General features: G+C 48.1%; 16 protein-coding genes. 5 read left to right on the top strand and 11 right to left on the bottom strand.

Translation table 11 applies throughout. The features are described 5' to 3' along the window. Positions 1 to 10 precede the first annotated feature (10 nt). Positions 11 to 217 carry a hypothetical protein gene (locus JJD41_RS01950; RefSeq protein WP_234488468.1) on the top strand — a complete coding sequence of 69 codons (207 nt, stop codon included), beginning with the start codon at positions 11 to 13 and terminating at the stop codon, positions 215 to 217. A 44-nt stretch (positions 218 to 261) separates the two neighbouring features. On the opposite strand, the gene psbN is transcribed toward JJD41_RS01950, so the two are convergent. Next, positions 262 to 393 (bottom strand): photosystem II reaction center protein PsbN, encoded by a 132-nt coding sequence (gene psbN / locus JJD41_RS01945; protein WP_168570692.1) that lies wholly within the window; start codon positions 391 to 393, stop codon positions 262 to 264. An 84-nt stretch (positions 394 to 477) separates the two neighbouring features. On the opposite strand from psbN, the gene psbH reads away from it, so the two are divergent. Together psbH and JJD41_RS01935 are read left to right on the top strand one after the other, a co-directional pair. Next, positions 478 to 681: a photosystem II reaction center phosphoprotein PsbH gene (psbH, locus tag JJD41_RS01940; RefSeq protein ID WP_168570693.1), complete on the top strand. Its 204-nt coding sequence runs from the start codon at positions 478 to 480 to the stop codon at positions 679 to 681. A 139-nt stretch (positions 682 to 820) separates the two neighbouring features. After that, positions 821 to 1084, top strand: a complete 264-nt coding sequence (locus JJD41_RS01935) for a TatA/E family twin arginine-targeting protein translocase (protein WP_200664470.1) — start codon at positions 821 to 823, stop codon at positions 1082 to 1084. A gap of 299 nt (positions 1085 to 1383) precedes the next feature. Here the strand turns inward: JJD41_RS01935 and JJD41_RS01930 are convergent, their stop codons facing one another. From JJD41_RS01930 to fraC, 7 genes are all read right to left on the bottom strand, one after another. Then, positions 1384 to 2154 (bottom strand): YebC/PmpR family DNA-binding transcriptional regulator, encoded by a 771-nt coding sequence (locus tag JJD41_RS01930; protein WP_200664469.1) that lies wholly within the window; start codon positions 2152 to 2154, stop codon positions 1384 to 1386. Between the two features lie 116 nt (positions 2155 to 2270). Then, positions 2271 to 3290, bottom strand: coding sequence for a glucokinase (locus JJD41_RS01925; RefSeq protein WP_200664468.1), 1020 nt, complete (start codon positions 3288 to 3290; stop codon positions 2271 to 2273). A gap of 63 nt (positions 3291 to 3353) precedes the next feature. Further along, on the bottom strand, positions 3354 to 3998 hold the full coding sequence (locus JJD41_RS01920; protein WP_200664467.1) for a histidine phosphatase family protein: 645 nt from the start codon (positions 3996 to 3998) through the stop codon (positions 3354 to 3356). A 402-nt stretch (positions 3999 to 4400) separates the two neighbouring features. Then, a complete protein-coding gene (larE, locus tag JJD41_RS01915) occupies positions 4401 to 5231 on the bottom strand; it encodes an ATP-dependent sacrificial sulfur transferase LarE (protein WP_168570698.1) in 831 nt (276 codons plus the stop codon). Between the two features lie 95 nt (positions 5232 to 5326). After that, a complete protein-coding gene (locus JJD41_RS01910) occupies positions 5327 to 6100 on the bottom strand; it encodes an ABC transporter permease (protein ID WP_200664466.1) in 774 nt (257 codons plus the stop codon). Between the two features lie 78 nt (positions 6101 to 6178). After that, positions 6179 to 7273 carry a DUF5357 family protein gene (locus JJD41_RS01905; protein WP_200664465.1) on the bottom strand — a complete coding sequence of 365 codons (1095 nt, stop codon included), beginning with the start codon at positions 7271 to 7273 and terminating at the stop codon, positions 6179 to 6181. A 1-nt stretch (position 7274) separates the two neighbouring features. Continuing rightward, positions 7275 to 7808: a filament integrity protein FraC gene (fraC, locus tag JJD41_RS01900; protein ID WP_200664464.1), complete on the bottom strand. Its 534-nt coding sequence runs from the start codon at positions 7806 to 7808 to the stop codon at positions 7275 to 7277. Between the two features lie 226 nt (positions 7809 to 8034). Between fraC and JJD41_RS01895 the strand changes: the two genes are divergently transcribed. Together JJD41_RS01895 and JJD41_RS01890 are read left to right on the top strand one after the other, a co-directional pair. Further along, positions 8035 to 9168, top strand: a complete 1134-nt coding sequence (locus JJD41_RS01895) for a cob(I)yrinic acid a,c-diamide adenosyltransferase (RefSeq protein ID WP_168570702.1) — start codon at positions 8035 to 8037, stop codon at positions 9166 to 9168. A 302-nt stretch (positions 9169 to 9470) separates the two neighbouring features. After that, positions 9471 to 9680: a hypothetical protein gene (locus JJD41_RS01890; protein WP_168567323.1), complete on the top strand. Its 210-nt coding sequence runs from the start codon at positions 9471 to 9473 to the stop codon at positions 9678 to 9680. A gap of 218 nt (positions 9681 to 9898) precedes the next feature. Here JJD41_RS01890 and JJD41_RS01885 read toward each other — a convergent pair whose 3' ends face one another. The 3 genes from JJD41_RS01885 to JJD41_RS01875 form a co-directional block, all read right to left on the bottom strand. Further along, entirely contained in the window at positions 9899 to 11212 is a 1314-nt protein-coding gene (locus tag JJD41_RS01885; protein WP_234488467.1) for an NYN domain-containing protein, read from the bottom strand. Positions 11213 to 11600: 388 nt separating this feature from the next. Next, a complete protein-coding gene (locus JJD41_RS01880) occupies positions 11601 to 12716 on the bottom strand; it encodes a glycosyltransferase family 4 protein (protein WP_200664463.1) in 1116 nt (371 codons plus the stop codon). Between the two features lie 111 nt (positions 12717 to 12827). Continuing rightward, a complete protein-coding gene (locus tag JJD41_RS01875) occupies positions 12828 to 15524 on the bottom strand; it encodes a chloride channel protein (RefSeq protein ID WP_200664462.1) in 2697 nt (898 codons plus the stop codon). Positions 15525 to 15658 lie beyond the last annotated feature (134 nt).

Below are 15658 nucleotides of genomic sequence, written 5' to 3'. Positions count from 1 at the left end.
CGAACGAAGGGTGCGCCGATCTCTCGGGGGCGATCGCCAAGCTTGCCGAAATTCTATCCTATTTTGGGTTGTGGTGACAGCGATCGCCGCTCCCGCGATCGCGCCGCTTAAAAAATTTTCCGCAAAATTTCCCTTAAAAAAACACGATCGCCCGTTTCCAGGCGATCGCGATCGGGATCCTTTTTTGGGGTTAGATGAGACCGGACAAAACCGTTAAAAAATTCGCTGGTCAATCTTTGTAACCGCCTAATGGCAAGGGTTCTAATCTTCGTGATCGTCAAAGGGATCGTCGAGGGCTTTGGCGGGAGGACCGAAGGAGGTATAAATCGCAATGCCCGTGATCGCGAGCAAAATCGCGACAATTGAAATGCTAAGAACTGTTGCGGGTTCCATATTCTCTTAAACGAATGGCGCTTATCCTTATAGAATATTACAAAACATTAAATTTTGCCGTCTGCATTCACATAGAGGTAAAGAATGGCACAACAGACTAAGTTAGGAAACCTGCTGCGTCCTTTAAACGCGGAATATGGTAAAGTTGCCCCCGGTTGGGGGACGACTCCCGTGATGGGCCTGTTCATGGCCTTATTTGCCCTGTTCTTGATCATCATTCTCGATATTTACAACTCTTCACTGCTGCTCAATGGCGTGAATGTGGATTGGACAACCCTCGGTCGTTAGTCCGATTGGCGATCTCGATCGCTAAACTCAGGTGGAGTGGCGATCTCGATCGCCACTCCACCTGATTCAAATTCCCGGCTCGACCGGGATTTTTTTATACTGGTCTTGAGCGAGCAATATTACACTTGAGGGAAAATCCGTGAATATCTTTGGATTGGGATTACCGGAAATCGTCGTTATTTTAGTGGTTGCCTTACTGATTTTCGGGCCGAAAAAACTGCCAGAAATCGGACGCAGCATGGGAAAGGCCCTGCGAGGATTCCAAGAAGCCTCCAAAGAATTTGAAAATGAATTAAAGCAAGAAGTACAACAACTCGACGCCTCAAAATCTCCCAAAGTTGCGGACGCGGAAGCAACGCAGAAGGTCGAAAAAGCCGAGGAGAAAGAAGCCGAAGTCTCCTAAGCAGTCTCTTACAGCATTTTCCTCTGCCATGCAAGACACTTAGATCCCCCTAAATCCCCCTCGCCAGGTAGGGGTTGGGTTACCAAACCCCTACTTTCCTCGTTGCCCCCGAAATCCCCCCAACCCCCCTTTCAAAGGGGGGCGAAGGGGGGATAGACCGATCGGCGCTGTACCCGATCGGATCGCCCGAGTGCTGTAAGCAAACCCTGTGGGGCGGGCATCTTGTCCGCCTCTTGCCCGCCTCTAGAAACCCCCGAGTACGGGCATTTTCTCTCCGATCTCTTATCTGGTCCCTTTCCCTACACCAAATCCAAAGACATCAACTCTTCGGCCATCTCGAAATTCGCCGTCACACTCTGCACGTCGTCCAAATCTTCCAACGCATCCATCAACTTCAACAGCGATCGCGCCCGGTCCGGATCGGTCACTTCGACCTGATTGTTGGGAATCCAGCGTAACTGCGCTTCGACGATCTCGTAACCTTTCTCTTTCAAGGTTCGGTTGAGAGTTTCGAGGTTCGTCACCTCCGTCAAGACCTCGGCCCCGGGTCGATCTTCGTCAATTTCGAGTAATTCGTAAGTTTCGGCGCCCCCTTCGACCGAGGCTTCTAATAATTCATCTTCGTCGAGTTCCCCTTCGAGAGTGACCACGCCTTTTTGTTCGAACATCCAACTGACGCAACCCGTCTCGCCGAGGTTGCCGCCATTTTTACTAAAAGCGGCCCGTAAATCCGCAGCCGTTCGGTTGCGGTTGTCCGTGAGGGCTTCGACTAAAACCGCCACGCCACCGGGGCCGTAGCCTTCGTAGCGGATCGCTTCGTAAGCGTCGCTACCGGAATCCCAAGTCCCGGCGCCTTTGGCGATCGCCCGTTCGATATTGTCGTTGGGAATTCCTGCGGCTTTGGCTTTGTCTACTGCCGTCCGTAACTGAAAATTCGCTTCCGGGTCTGGAAGACCGCTACGGGCCGCGACGATAATCTCTCTGGAGATTTTTGTAAAAATTTTGCCTTTGACCGCATCGACTCTGGCTTTTTGGCGTTTGATGTTTGCCCACTTACTATGTCCGGCCATAACGTTTTTTGGGAAATGTTTTAACGATACGATTTGTCAAGATCGGGATAAACCGCGCGCCGTGTCAGGCGATCGCCCGTCCGCTTCGCGCGATCGCCGTGCGACTGGGATCGGATCTAATCGAGTTGGGCCGCGCAAATAGCCGCCCCGACCAAACCGACTTGCGGGTTGAGGACGATATGAATCGGAACTTTTTGCAACAGGGGACTCATCCGTCCTTTGTCGTGAAAGGCATTGAGAAAGCGATCGCCTTTTTCAATTAAGGGCAAGATTTTCGCGGCGATCCCTCCGGCGAGGTACAAGCCGCCATAAGGGAGGAGTTTGAGGGCGAGGTTACCTGCTTCGGCGCCGTAGGCATCGACGAAAATTTGTAGGGTTTGCTGACACAGGGGATGACTTCCGTCTAGGGCTGCTTTGGAGATTTCCGCCGCCGGGAGGTCGCGATCGCCGATCGCCGTTCCGGTAGCACTGACGGCGCGATCGTACAGGAACTGATAAATCGAGACGATCCCCTGACCGGAGACGACTCGTTCCACGGAGACCCGAGGCAGTTGGTGGCGATCGCGCAAATATTGCTGTAACTCGAATTCTACGGGCGATCGCGGCGAAAAATCGGCGTGACCGCCTTCGGAGGCGTAAACCCGATCGCCCTCGTGATGGCGGATGAGAAAACCTTCCCCGAGTCCGGTTCCGGCGCCGATGGTGGCGATCGGGGCGTCTTCTAACGGTTCCCCAGCTTGCAAGGTGTGCAGGTCGTCCTCACTCAAGCCCAAAATCCCGTAACCGACGGCGGCGAAATCGTTAATCAGGGTAATCGAGGGGATCCCTAAATCCGCTTCCAAGCGTTCGACGCTTAAGGTCCATCCCAAATTGGTCAGTTTCGATTCGGTTCCGATTACGGGTCCGGCGATCGCGAAACAGGCTTTTTTCGGTTCGAGTTTGCGTCCTAATTCGGTTCGCGCCCCATCGAGAAATTGGCGCACCATCGGCACTAAATCGGGAAAATCGGCACTGGAATAGAGCGCTTCGTAAAGCTTGTCCGGTTTCCATGTCTTGGGCGGGCGATCGGTAGTGGTTTCTACCAGCCGCAACAAGGTTTTAGTTCCGCCAATATCTCCAACTAATAGTAAGGTCATCTCTGCTCGTAAATTTGATGTTGGGCGATCGCCTGACGTGCTAGTTTTCCACCGCGATCGATCTTAGTTATAGCGGATGACGGCTTCCCGTTCGCTCAAATGGGAGCGATCGCCCCATAATTCTACTTCCCAAGTGCCTTCCCGCTTAACCAGTTTGTACAAACAGCATAAAGCCGCTTCTAACTCTTTTTCTGCCGCCTTTGGCTGCAATCCCACGACGCTACCGATCGCCGACGCCCCATGACCGACTAACAGAATATCTTCCCCGAATTCTGCCGCCAGTTGTTTCGCCGTTTTCCCACTGCGATCGATACAAGCATCGTCTACTTCGGGATAACTCGGCACCACTCGCGAGGTGTAATCTCGATTAATTCGCGGGTATTTTTCCGCCAGAGTTTCTAACGGTAACGTTTCCGGCATCGAGGGCATCCATTCGGGATTGAGCCACTCGCACAAGCCCCATTCTAAATGAATCGATAAATCCAACGATTCCGCCACCGCGTTCGCCGTTTGCACCGTTCGCAAGAAGGGCGAAGCAAATATTTTTTTAATCCCTTCATTTTGCAAGCGCAAGCCGAGTTCTCGGGCTTGCATCAAGCCATCGTCGGACAAGGGCGGATCGTAGGGGCGATCGGCTGTATTAAACCATTCCGGGTTGACAAAATCGAGGCGGTTGGCGTGTCTGGCAATCCAAACCGTTTGAGACATGAATAACTCCTTACATACATTACATACAACGGCGATCGCGCTGGATTGGCTCCCTTTTTTTCGGATAATTGTCAAGCTTGCCATTCCTTAGCGCACGTTAAAACTTTACTATAAAGTGTTTTTCTCCCGATCTGCTGAATGAATGTATTCTGGTTTACATGAAATTTTCAGATTTCAGATTTCAGATTTTAGATTTTATAACTATACGATACGTCATCATTCGAGGAATTTCTTTTAACGAAAAATGCTCCATTATCTTTGATCATATTTTTCCTCAAATTCACCCCATAACATTATCTAAAACATCCGTAGGGATACGGCATTGCCGTATCCTCTATATTGCTATCTTGGTTTTGTCAATGGCCGATCTTCATCTTATTTAAAAGATAAGCAACCCATTGACTAAGTTCGAGCCTCAAGCAATTCTGGGGCTAAAACTTGATTGAGTTTGCCACTGCGATATCCTTCCAAATCCAAAGTGACATAAACAAAGCCAAATTCTTGAAACGCCGAGACTAAATCGGGTAACTCCGTGGCTAATACGAATTCCTTGATTTGTTCCGGCAATAATTCAATTTTGGCGGTGTCTCCTTCCGATCGCACCCGCAGATTTTTCCACCCCAACTCGCGCAAATACCGTTCGGCGCGTCCGACACGCTGCAACTTCGCAACGGTAATTTCTTCACCGTAGGGGAAGCGCGAACTCAAACAGGGTTGGGCGGGTTTGTCCCACCAGGGTAAAGCCAGGTGGCGGGCGATTTGGCGGACTTCCGCCTTGCTAATTCCCACTTCCGCCAAAGGCGATCGCGCGCCGCGTTCTTTCGCCGCCTGGATTCCGGGACGGTAATCGTGCAAGTCATCCGCATTTACCCCATCGACGACATAGGGATAACCTCTAGAAAGAGCAAGGGGTTTGAGGGTGTCGTGAAGTTCGCTTTTGCAGAAATAACAGCGATTGACCGGATTGGAGGTGTAGTTGGGATTCGCCATTTCGTGGGTCTGCACCTCTTCATGAGGGATCCCGATCGCCGCCGCTTGAACCCGCGCGTCTTCGAGGTCTTCCGGAAGTAGGGACGGAGACACCGCCGTCACCGCCAAGGCGCGATCGCCGAGGACATCCCACGCCACTTTGGCGACTAAAGTGCTGTCAATCCCTCCAGAATAGGCAATTAAGGCGCGATCCATTTCGGAAAACAAGGCTTGCAGTCGTTCGAGTTTGGCGTCAATTGTCATGGTTGAATCAGTTAAAAAATGAGATAATTTTTCCAAAAATTGCCAATTTTTCGATCGGCTATCGAATATTGTAACGATTTTACAAAGGCGATCGCTCAAAACTCGCGGCGGGCAAAAATTAAGTTGGCGATCGCCAAAAGCAAAACAATGTAAATCAAGGCATATCCCGCATTGAGCAGTAACGTCATTACATCCGGCAAAACGCCGTACACCGCATCATTTTTTAAATCCAATCGGGATAAGTTGGGGATAATGAAATAAATCCCTTTCGTAATCGCTTCTAGGGACGGACTTTGACTCAGTTCTCCGGCTTTGAGAATATCCGCACTCAAATGTCCGATGACATAAATCCCAAAAGTTAGTAAAGTTGCCAGTAACGAACTGGTTAAAACTCCAAAGAGGATCGCCACGGCGGTTAGCAAAGACAATTCTAGAAACAGATAAAGCATCGCCACCAACAAACTACCGAAAGGGAAGCGAATATCGTTGATAGCTAACAGGATAAAATAAAATAGGGTGGTCGAACTAATTAAAACCGCCAAAACTCCAGAAAGTCCCAAATGTTTGCCGACAATTAATTCGGCGCGACCGATCGGTTTTGACAGCAAAACTAAAACTGTTCGCCGTTCAATTTCTTTATTAATTAATCCCGTTCCCACAAAAGCGGTCACGATCAGTCCGAGAATGCCGATCGCCGCGATACCGATATCGACGATCATTTTATTGTGGGTTTGGGCTGCTAATTCTGGCAGCAGGCGAATTATCCCGGCGAGGAATAAAACAAATAAGCCAATTAAGTACAAAACGCGATCGCGAATGACCTCAGAAAATACATTGTTGGCGATCGCAAAAATTCTTGCAAAATTCACAAGATCCTCCTCCTAATTATTTGACAATATTGTGACTTATTTTCGATGCGGATCTCGACTAAATTTTGACCCCAATGATTAGGTATCGATCGGTTCGGAGGTCGATCGCGGTGGCGGCGAATCTTCCGTTTCCGGGGTCGGTGGATTCTCGATCGGCGCGCGATCGCCTTCCACATTTAACCGCGAGGGAGGCGATTCGTAAAATAAATCGATTCTCGGTTCGCATTCGATATTACCCCGCGATCGCCCTAAATCGGGTAACGGACTGTCCGGAGATCGCGGTTGCACGAAATTTTGAGAAATTTCGCACAACTTCTCAAAATAAAATAGTTCTTTTTCCATCCTCGGTCCTTCCCAAATCGCCAGCAATTGCAATCGATAACCCACATTCGTTTGAACGCTATTTGCTTTAAAAGACCATAAAGAATTTTCCGGGAGTTGAACCATTCTCCCTTTAACGGGTTCGTCGAGATCTAGTCTACCCGGACGGATTTCTAAATTTTGCATGAATTGCCGTACATTTTCCCAGGGTTTCCCTTGAATATTACTTTTTAAAAACCCTTCCATTGTCTCGATCGCGTATTCCCCCCGGTCTCGTCGGCGATCGACCCATCGAAAATCAAACACAAAGGAACTGCGATCGAGATTTTCGCTGGTTAAGGTCGGATAATCGGCAGACCAATCACTTAAAACAAAATAAAATTGAATCCAGCAACTCATCAAGACGTGAACTAAAAAAATAATTGTGGCGGAAAGGCGCAGTTCCGGCGGCGGAAAGGTTGGATAAAAAGTTCGTCTAAAAAAAATGCGAATCAGACTCAAAAATCCGGCTAAAATCGGCAAACTAATAAAGGGTAGGGATTTTAAAGAATAATTAATATGGGTAAAAATCAAAACATCAATGGGAATGGCGATCGCCCACCAACCGACTTTTAAGCCAAATAATTTTAAAGGTTTTTCTAGCTGCCACCAAATTGCTCCTAAAATTAGAAAAAACCAACCGCAAAATTTAATAAAATTGTGAACGAATGAGGTGGGAGAAGGAACGAGGGTAGCCACATAAGCCATCGCGGCTGAAAACAGACTTAAAAGAATCAGGGTCTGCCAAGAAAAAGGTCGTGGGGGTTTTAATTCCTTGGCTAAATAGTCGATAATTTTACCCAGGAAATTCACGTTATCTTCCCAACGGGGTTAAGTCTTTCAGTAATAAAATGACTAAGATCGAAGTGTGACTATAGGCATGACCTCTTAAGATGGCAAGGGCTTGACGGCGTTCGGTAATATAACTTTCGGTTTTACGTTTGTGAAATTTTTCTTCTGTTTCTCGTTGCTCGTCTATGGTTAAAGTTTCATTGATATGGCGCATTCTATTAACAATTTTTGCGCCCAAAACTTTAACAAAAAAGGTAGAAAAAAAGGCAAGAAAAACAAGAAATAAAATCGGAGTTAAATCTTCGATGATATAACGATTGAATAGCACGAATTCGATCAATCTCAATCTGAGGTTCTCTGGCAAAAGCAATTCGGCATAAAAAAACATCAACCATCCGAAAATTGTGGCAAATAAGTTAATACAACCTGCATATTCGATGCTATCTTTTCGACTTAAATTTAAACGGTAGTGAAACACGGAAGATTCGATAACGATCGCCAGCATAACAAAGAGGCTTTGAAATAAAATAGTAGGAAACGGAAGGGTATCGGTCACGATCGCGATGTTCTCCTCGTCGAGCTGAGTTTTTGCCGAGCTTACCTTTTGAGTCTACTTTAGTTTTATAATGGATTTCAAGCCAATCAAAATTGAATCGACTGTCCGCTTGTAAGGACAGTAAAAATGTTCGCCGATTGTGCTACGATTCGTAAGTTTGCTAGGAAAGGTTAACTCGGCTCAACCTTCTCCAAGTTTGGATTCGACGAGAAATGACGGGGAGTTTATGACAAGGACTGGGATCGGCATTCGCACGGCAGCAGCCCGCAGCGAGCGTATTATCGGTCAAATACATGTTTATGACGGCGCGGGGAAAGGTAAGTCTCAAGCTGCCCTCGGGGTCGTGTTGCGCTCGATCGGATTGGGGATCAATACCCCCCAGCAAAGCCGGGTGCTGCTGTTGCGCTTTCTCAAAGGCCCCGAACGCGACTATGAGGAAGATGCGGCGATCGAAGCCCTACAACGAGGGTTTCCCCACCTGATCGACCAGGTTCGCACGGGTCGCGCGGAGTTTTTCAGTGCGGAGGAAATTACCCGCTTCGATCGCCTCGAAGCCCAGCGCGGTTGGGATGTGGCGAAAGGGGCGATCGCCTCGGGTTTATATTCCGTGGTCGTTTTGGACGAACTCAATCCGGTGTTGGATCTCGGCTTGTTGGCGGTGGACGACGTGGTTAAAACGTTGCTCAACAAGCCCGAACACCTCGAAATTATTGCGACCGGGCGCTCGGCGCCGCCCCAATTGCTCGAAATTGCCGATTTGCACTCGGAAATGAAGGCCCACTTACATGCGATGGCGTCGGAACGCGGGATTACCGGAATCGAGATCTATACCGGATCGGGAAAAGGTAAGTCCACTAGCGCCCTGGGAAAAGCACTCCAGGCGATCGGAAAAGGGATCGGTCAAGATCGATCGCACCGGGTCTTGATCGTGCAGTGGCTTAAAGGGGGTAGCGGTTATACGGAAGATGCCGCGATCTCTGCGTTGCAGCAAAGTTATCCGAATTTGGTGGATCACCAGCGCTGCGGCGCCGATGCAATCGTCTGGCGCAACCAGCAAAAGGAAATCGATTACGTCGAAGCCGAACGGGGTTGGGAAATTGCCCGGGCGGCGATCGCCTCGGGACTCTACAAAACCATTATTCTCGACGAACTCAATCCCACGGTAGATTTGGAATTGCTCCCGGTCGAACCGATTGTCGAAGCGCTGCTACGCAAGCCCAAAGATACGGAAGTGATTATTACCGGGCGCTGTCAAAATATTCCGCCTTATTTCGACCTCGCCTCGGTTCATTCGGAAGTGTACTGCCACAAGCATTACGCCAATCAAGGGGTGGAACTCAAGCGCGGCGTGGATTTTTAAACCCTAAAACTTGACGATCGATGAGTCAAAGCAAGAGAGGGCGATCGTCCTCTCTTTTTGTCGGTTTTCTGTTCCTTGGCTTGCCTATTTCCTCCCTCGATTTGCCTCCGGATCGGCGATCGCCCCGGCTGTAGAGATCTCCTCGGTGCGCTGCGACGGGCGATCGAATACGGCGATCGCTGTATTCATGAACTGGCGCATTTGTCAAGCGTATTTGTCACAAAAAACCGACCTCATTCTCACCCTCATTCTTTTATTGGTGCTCCATCGTGGAAAGTGTCGCTCCGAGTTCAATTAAGGTCATGACAGACAATCGATATTCGGCGTCCCGTTGTCGCTACTGTCAACATTACCAAATCGAAGGACGGCGTGGGGGGTCTTGTCATAAACTGGGCGTCCCCGTTCGTGGCGATTGGAAAACCTGTTCTTTAGCGCTGCCAATTTTCGGTACCCACTGGCGAACGGTCGAAGAATTGGAAAAACTTTGGTTAAAAGAACCCGTTCAATTGTAAGTTTTTCATTTCACAGATATTTTATGATAATTAGTATCCCTTGTTTATCTTAGGGTCTCAATCCACCAATCTAAGCTGTGATTACCGTGTTGGCGAAGCCATGTCTGAAGGACTATAAACGGGAATACAGACACCGAACTCCGGCTTGAATCCAATTGAGAATTGGATTCAAGTTCTGTTTGCTTATTCTTTTACCTGATTTAGGAACACTATATCTGCTAACTCAATCCAGAAATAAGTTCGTTTAAAGTATCTGTATTGAGTTCATCTCCCCAAAAAGAAGTCAGCTTATCTTCAATCGCTTCAATAATTTTTTTGGTGATTGACTCTTGAGTTTTATAATTGGATTTCAAAAAAAGTTTTTGTTCGACCAACGGTAAGTCTTTAGGGTAACTAGAAAGTATTTCCAGGTTAATTAAAGTAAATAAAAAATTATTGATAGACTTACTCTCAACTTCTTCTGCTCGATCGCTGACATATTCCATCGTATCACCAAAGCTCAATTCTTGTTCCGGTAAGGTGCAAATAATATTGACCATTACCTGAAAAATATCTTTATCTGGAAGTCTAACGATCGGTTTTTTATGACATAAAATGGAATGATAATTCTCTAAAGAATGTAAATAATCTCGATCTAAATCTTCTAGCGGTTGATAATCCTCCTTCAATAAAGAATTTCGGTAAGCCAGTTTTAAATCTGAAGGTGGAAGATTAAATAAACCAATTTTTGTGTCGGCGCAAACTAATTGTAAATATTGACCAAACTTAGGAAATCCTACGATTGTGTGATCGAAATCTTTAATTCCATATTTAAATGCTTCTCGAATTACCGATACATGTATTCCATGTTTAGATAGATCTTTTGAGAGTTGAGTATCGTTAGCAAACCAATTAATAATCTCTCTGGACTTCTCTAAAACCTTATCTTTATCCTTGGATTCAATAGGATTGATGACTTTTGCCATCCTAAGAACCGTCGGATTCGTAATATTAGGCTGTGATTCTAGTAAATCATCGTCACTGCGTTCGTAATCATCAAACTCTGGATCGGTAATTTCAATAAATCGATCGCAAACAGACTCAAATACTTTATTTTTACTAGATCTATAGGCACATCCAATCACAAATTTTCCATATTCATGAAGCTTTTTAGCTAATGAGGAAAATCCCCCATCTCCGGAAATAATTACAAAAACTTCTATACCCGGTCTAATATAGGCTAAATCAATAGCATCAACTGCTAATTGAATATCGGCAGCATTCTTTTTTTGTTGTCGAGAAAATCCAAAAATCTGAATTGGTTCTATTCCTAGTTCATTGATTTCACCTTTCATTACTGCTAATCTAGAATCGCTCCAATTTGCATAAGCTCTTTGAACCGCAATTCGATTTACTACATCGATTTGTTTAATTTCTAATAAAATATCTTTCAATGAAAGATTGTCAATCAAATTTTGAGAAAAGTTATAGCCTTTCAACAAATTTTCAATATCGTAAAAAACAGCTACATTCGATTTTATTGTATTTACCATTGTTGTTGCTGAATAATAGAAATAGATTTATAGCTAATCTCGATAGAGTCAGGCATGAAACTCTTTTGTTGGATTCTCGCGAAAATAATAATGAGCGATCCCAACCCTAACTCATGAGCTAAAAATTTATTATACAGCATACCTCATATTCGTAGTTTTAAGAAATTTATCAATTACAAAAGGCGTATTATGGAAATGGGAGGCAGTCCCAACTCAATGCCAAGTATAACTACTCGGTGTTAAACTGGAATGCTCCCCGAACTGCAAACTGTGTTGTTGGATTTGCTGAAAATACTTTGTTGTTGCCAATTTCTTCTTCCCATTTACCTATAGCTTATTATTTTGTTTACATATTTTATCTACAATAAAAGCGATATCTCATTTTCAATTACATCGAAGTGACTAAACTTTCCAACCTCTGCGCCGCCGCCGACCAAGAAAACTGTAACGCCCGATTACGTGCCTTTTGCGCCCGTTCAAATCGTTGGGAATCTTCGACGATCGCCCGTAATTGTTGCCGCAACGAACTTATTTTAGGTTCGGCCCAGTGGGGGGCATTTCTTAACGCCAAATTTTGGGTATCCAAACAATGACCCACGGGAACCAAATCATATTCAATCGGATAGCAATTGTTGCGATCTGCATATTCCGTAGGGCCGCCATAAAGCGGTAAAGCGACGGGCAATCCAGCCGCAAACGCATCTAAAATTTTAATAGCGAATCCTTCGCCCCGAAAAGGAGCAATAAATCCATCGACGGAGTAATAGAGTTGAGCGAGTTCGGCTTTATTTAGAAATCGTTTAATATAGCGAATTCGGGGCATTCCCGTTCCGAAGCGATCGCGCGCCATCTGAATGTAGCGATCGAGCAAACAATGTTGAGATTGACCTTCTTTAAGCACTAACTCGATCTGAGTGTCGCCGTAAAACTCCTCGCAATAAGCGGTTAACAGTAAGTCCGTTCCGAAGCGATATAAATCGGCGGAGGACGTACAATGTAAAATGCGCTTAATGCCGCTATTTTCCGACGGTTTGGCGACGAAAGGAAGTTCGGATAGGAGGGGATTGAAAGCTAAAGGTAAAACAAAGATTCGATCGGGATTGCACCCGGCTTGAATAAGAACGTCGCGACAAAATTGACTGATTGCGAGTTTGTAATAGGGATTGCCGATACATTCTTGCAGCCACAGATCGAACGGTTCGCGATCGCGGGTGAAGTGATAGTTAATGGCAAATAGTTCAAAATTGAGCTCGCCATCGAGCTGTAAGGCGGCAGTGGCGGGCCAATAATGAGACCATTTAATTTGACAGCGCCGATAGGGTTCGGGTTTCATTAATTGGGCGATCGTGGCATAATTCGAGTCATCTTCGGCCACAAACGCCGCGCTAATTTCCGATCTTTGTAAAGATACGGGGATGCCCAGACTTGTTAAATGTTTGGCCAGGGATAAAGCAATATCGGAAAACGAGTTAAAGGCGGTAAAATCAACTTTAAAATGAAACATAAAAAACCATAAAAATCAAAGATCGAAAGCTTAGATCGAGATAGGCTATCTTAATTTTTAATGAATTTAGAAACTAGACTCTCGTCAACTCCCGACTCTCAATTCCTCTCCCTATTTTTCTTCGATCGCCCGAAATTGTGAATTAGCGATCGCGCTACGCACCAAAAACACCGTAGATTTGCTCTGACGGGCGATCGCCTCGGGAATATTGCCTTCAAGGGCTTGTTTTAACAACCCTTCGCGACTGGCGCCGACGACGATCGCATCGCACTGTTTCTGGTGGGCTAAATCGATCGTGACCTCGGGAACCGAATTACCGCGTCGGTGGGCGGAAAACACCGGATAATTGACTTTTTTCGCCAGAATACCCCGGGCTCGACTCAAGATTTTGCGATCGAGCGATCGCAGATCCGGAGACAAGATCTGGCATAAATACACTTCGGGGCGATCGGCGATCGCCACCAACGACGGTAACAAGTGAATCGTCGCGATCGCGCTTTCGCTGCCACGAATCGGCACCAACCAGCGATTTAAGCGCAAATTAAACCGGGTAGTCACCTCTAGCGGTTCCGCTTGGCGATATTCCAGCTCTTTTTTCAGATCCACCCCCCATTTAACCATCACCACATCACAAGGCGCCTGACGGATCGCCGTATCGACAATATCGCCAAAAATGCGCGCTGGGGAAGAGGTACGCCCTTTCCACCCCATCAACAATAAATCGATGTGGCGCTCTTCAATCGTTTCGAGAATCGCATCAGAGACGTCGTGAGTGACCCGGATTTGGGTATGAATCGGGATGTCCCAGCGCCGTGCCAACCGTTGGGCGTGTTGCAGCAAGCGACGACTGGCGGTGACTTCGACTCGGCTTTCGTGGGGGGCGCAATGTCGGGAAATGGGGATGGCGCGTAAACATTCAATTTCGTAGTTGCGATCGCGGGCGATCGCCGCCGCCAATTGTAGCAACGCCGGAGCGGTCGCCGGATTCCCCAACGGCACTAACAACCGTCCGGCCCCAGTCGCCGGGCCGCGCGTCTGATAGACCACGTAAGACGGATCCGGATGGCGGGTTTCGACATGTTTGCCCGTCAAATGGGCGCTTTCCGCGCGAATGATGTCGCTGCGGGTAATAATCCCGACCAATTTACCGCGTTCGATCACCGGGAGGCGACTGAGTTGGTAGCGATCGAGTTCGTAGAGAACCTCGCTCAACGATTCTTCTGTCGAAACCGTCACCGGGGTGACGGTCATAATTTCGCGCAGGGGAGTCGTCGGGTCGGGATCCCTTTTTCGGATCTCCACCAAATCCCTTTGGGTAATAATGCCGACGAGCTTTTTACCTTCCACCACCGGGAACCCGCGATGATGCGATCGCGCGAACGCCTGCATCGTCTCTTCTAAAGACATGTCGCTGCTGAGAGTTTCGACGCGATGCTCCATCACCTGGCCCGCCGTCAAGCCGCCGAGGGGACTGTCTCCCGGTTTGTCTTTTTTCAGTTCCACCCCTTTGAGTTTCAACAACCAATCGTAAAGCGATCCCTTAGCCAGGGTTTCCGAGACCGAGTAAGCGACCACGGAGCCGACCATCAACGGCAGCACGAGATTAAAATCCATCGTAATCTCGAAAATCATCACCACCGCCGTAATCGGCGCTTTACACACGGCACAGAAAAACGCCCCCATTCCGGTGAGGGCGTAGGTGGTCGGCAATCCCACTCCTAATAAACTCGCCTGCCACAAGCCGACTAAATAACCCAATGCCGAACCGAGCACCAGACAGGGGGCAAATAAGCCCCCGGGGGCCCCCGATCCGGCGGCGATTAAGGTGAGCAGGAAATGCGCGACAAAGGCGATCGCCGTCACCGAGGCATCCGCTTGTCCGGCGAGCAGAAATTCCCGCAACCCCGTATTGCTGCGGAATAGGGGCGGCAAATGGGCGACGACGGTGGAGCAGATCGCTCCGGCGAGAGCCACCCGCCACGGTAAGGGAAAGCTCAGAAAACGGCGATTCAATTTGACCGCTTCGACAATACCGCGACTGAACAGGGTGCCGAAGGCTCCGGCGAGAATGCCGAGGAAGAGATAAAAGGGAATTTCTTGGGCGGAAAAGCTGGTGTGGGACGCACTCAGGGGCAAGCCGAGATCTAAACCCCGACCGCCGAGAATTCGCGAGACTGCGGCGCCGATGAAGGAGGCAATGAGAGCCGGACCGAGGCTGAAGCCGGAAATGTCTTGTAGGAGTTCTTCGACGGCGAACAGCACTCCGGCGATCGGGGTGTTAAATCCGGCAGCCAATCCGGCGGCGGCCCCTGCCGCGATCAGTTGTTTGCGGTAGTCTGGGGAAGTGGGAAGCCAGCGACTGAGTTGAGCGGCGAGGGCGGCGCCGATTTGAACCGTAGGCCCTTGGCGACCGAGGGTGAGTCCGGAACCGACGGTGAGGATCGTACCGAATAATTTGACGATCGCCACCCGCCAATCCAGGGGAAAGTTGAGTCCGGCAAATGCGGCTTTCACCTGGGGAATGCCACTGCCCGTGGTTTCCGGCGCCCACCGTTCCACCAGCCACCCGGCGAGAAACCCACCGACTATCCCGATAATGGGTAAGTAGATCGAGATTGCAAAGGTTCGCGACAAACCGACCCGCCAGGTGCCGAGGGAGCCGACCCCTTGCATGAGCAACACTGCCGCAATTCCGGAGATCAACCCGATCGCGCAAGCTTCGAGAATCGCTAGGCGTTTGGGTTTGAGAATCGAGGCGATCGCCCGATTCCAATCTTTTACGAGAGAATAATACCCCCAACGCCACATATTGATTTTCGATTTTAGATTTTAAATTTTAGACTAAGGGATTTTGGCTGCGTTACAGATTTCTCTCTTTCGGTATTTATTTTTTGTGTGTATCTCGATCTAGGCCGAACTTTGGCGATCGTTTTTAGTGTTTG

Origin of the sequence: Oxynema mangrovii CENA135, from assembly GCF_016632315.1 — a bacterium.
Lineage (GTDB): Bacteria > Cyanobacteriota > Cyanobacteriia > Cyanobacteriales > Laspinemataceae > Oxynema > Oxynema aestuarii.
Note: the sequence above shows the minus strand (reverse complement) of the source record. Positions and strands in the feature narration are given on the sequence as shown.

What these genes read in the sequence shown, in the direction of transcription:
- psbN (WP_168570692.1), bottom strand. Translation starts at nt 393, where the DNA reads ATGGAACCCGCAACAGTTCTTAGCATTTCAATTGTCGCGATTTTGCTC.
- psbH (WP_168570693.1), top strand. Translation starts at nt 478, where the DNA reads ATGGCACAACAGACTAAGTTAGGAAACCTGCTGCGTCCTTTAAACGCG.
- JJD41_RS01930 (WP_200664469.1), bottom strand. Translation starts at nt 2,154, where the DNA reads ATGGCCGGACATAGTAAGTGGGCAAACATCAAACGCCAAAAAGCCAGA.
- JJD41_RS01925 (WP_200664468.1), bottom strand. Translation starts at nt 3,290, where the DNA reads ATGACCTTACTATTAGTTGGAGATATTGGCGGAACTAAAACCTTGTTG.
- JJD41_RS01920 (WP_200664467.1), bottom strand. Translation starts at nt 3,998, where the DNA reads ATGTCTCAAACGGTTTGGATTGCCAGACACGCCAACCGCCTCGATTTT.
- larE (WP_168570698.1), bottom strand. Translation starts at nt 5,231, where the DNA reads ATGACAATTGACGCCAAACTCGAACGACTGCAAGCCTTGTTTTCCGAA.
- JJD41_RS01895 (WP_168570702.1), top strand. Translation starts at nt 8,035, where the DNA reads ATGACAAGGACTGGGATCGGCATTCGCACGGCAGCAGCCCGCAGCGAG.
- JJD41_RS01890 (WP_168567323.1), top strand. Translation starts at nt 9,471, where the DNA reads ATGACAGACAATCGATATTCGGCGTCCCGTTGTCGCTACTGTCAACAT.
- JJD41_RS01885 (WP_234488467.1), bottom strand. Translation starts at nt 11,212, where the DNA reads ATGGTAAATACAATAAAATCGAATGTAGCTGTTTTTTACGATATTGAA.
- JJD41_RS01880 (WP_200664463.1), bottom strand. Translation starts at nt 12,716, where the DNA reads ATGTTTCATTTTAAAGTTGATTTTACCGCCTTTAACTCGTTTTCCGAT.
- JJD41_RS01875 (WP_200664462.1), bottom strand. Translation starts at nt 15,524, where the DNA reads ATGTGGCGTTGGGGGTATTATTCTCTCGTAAAAGATTGGAATCGGGCG.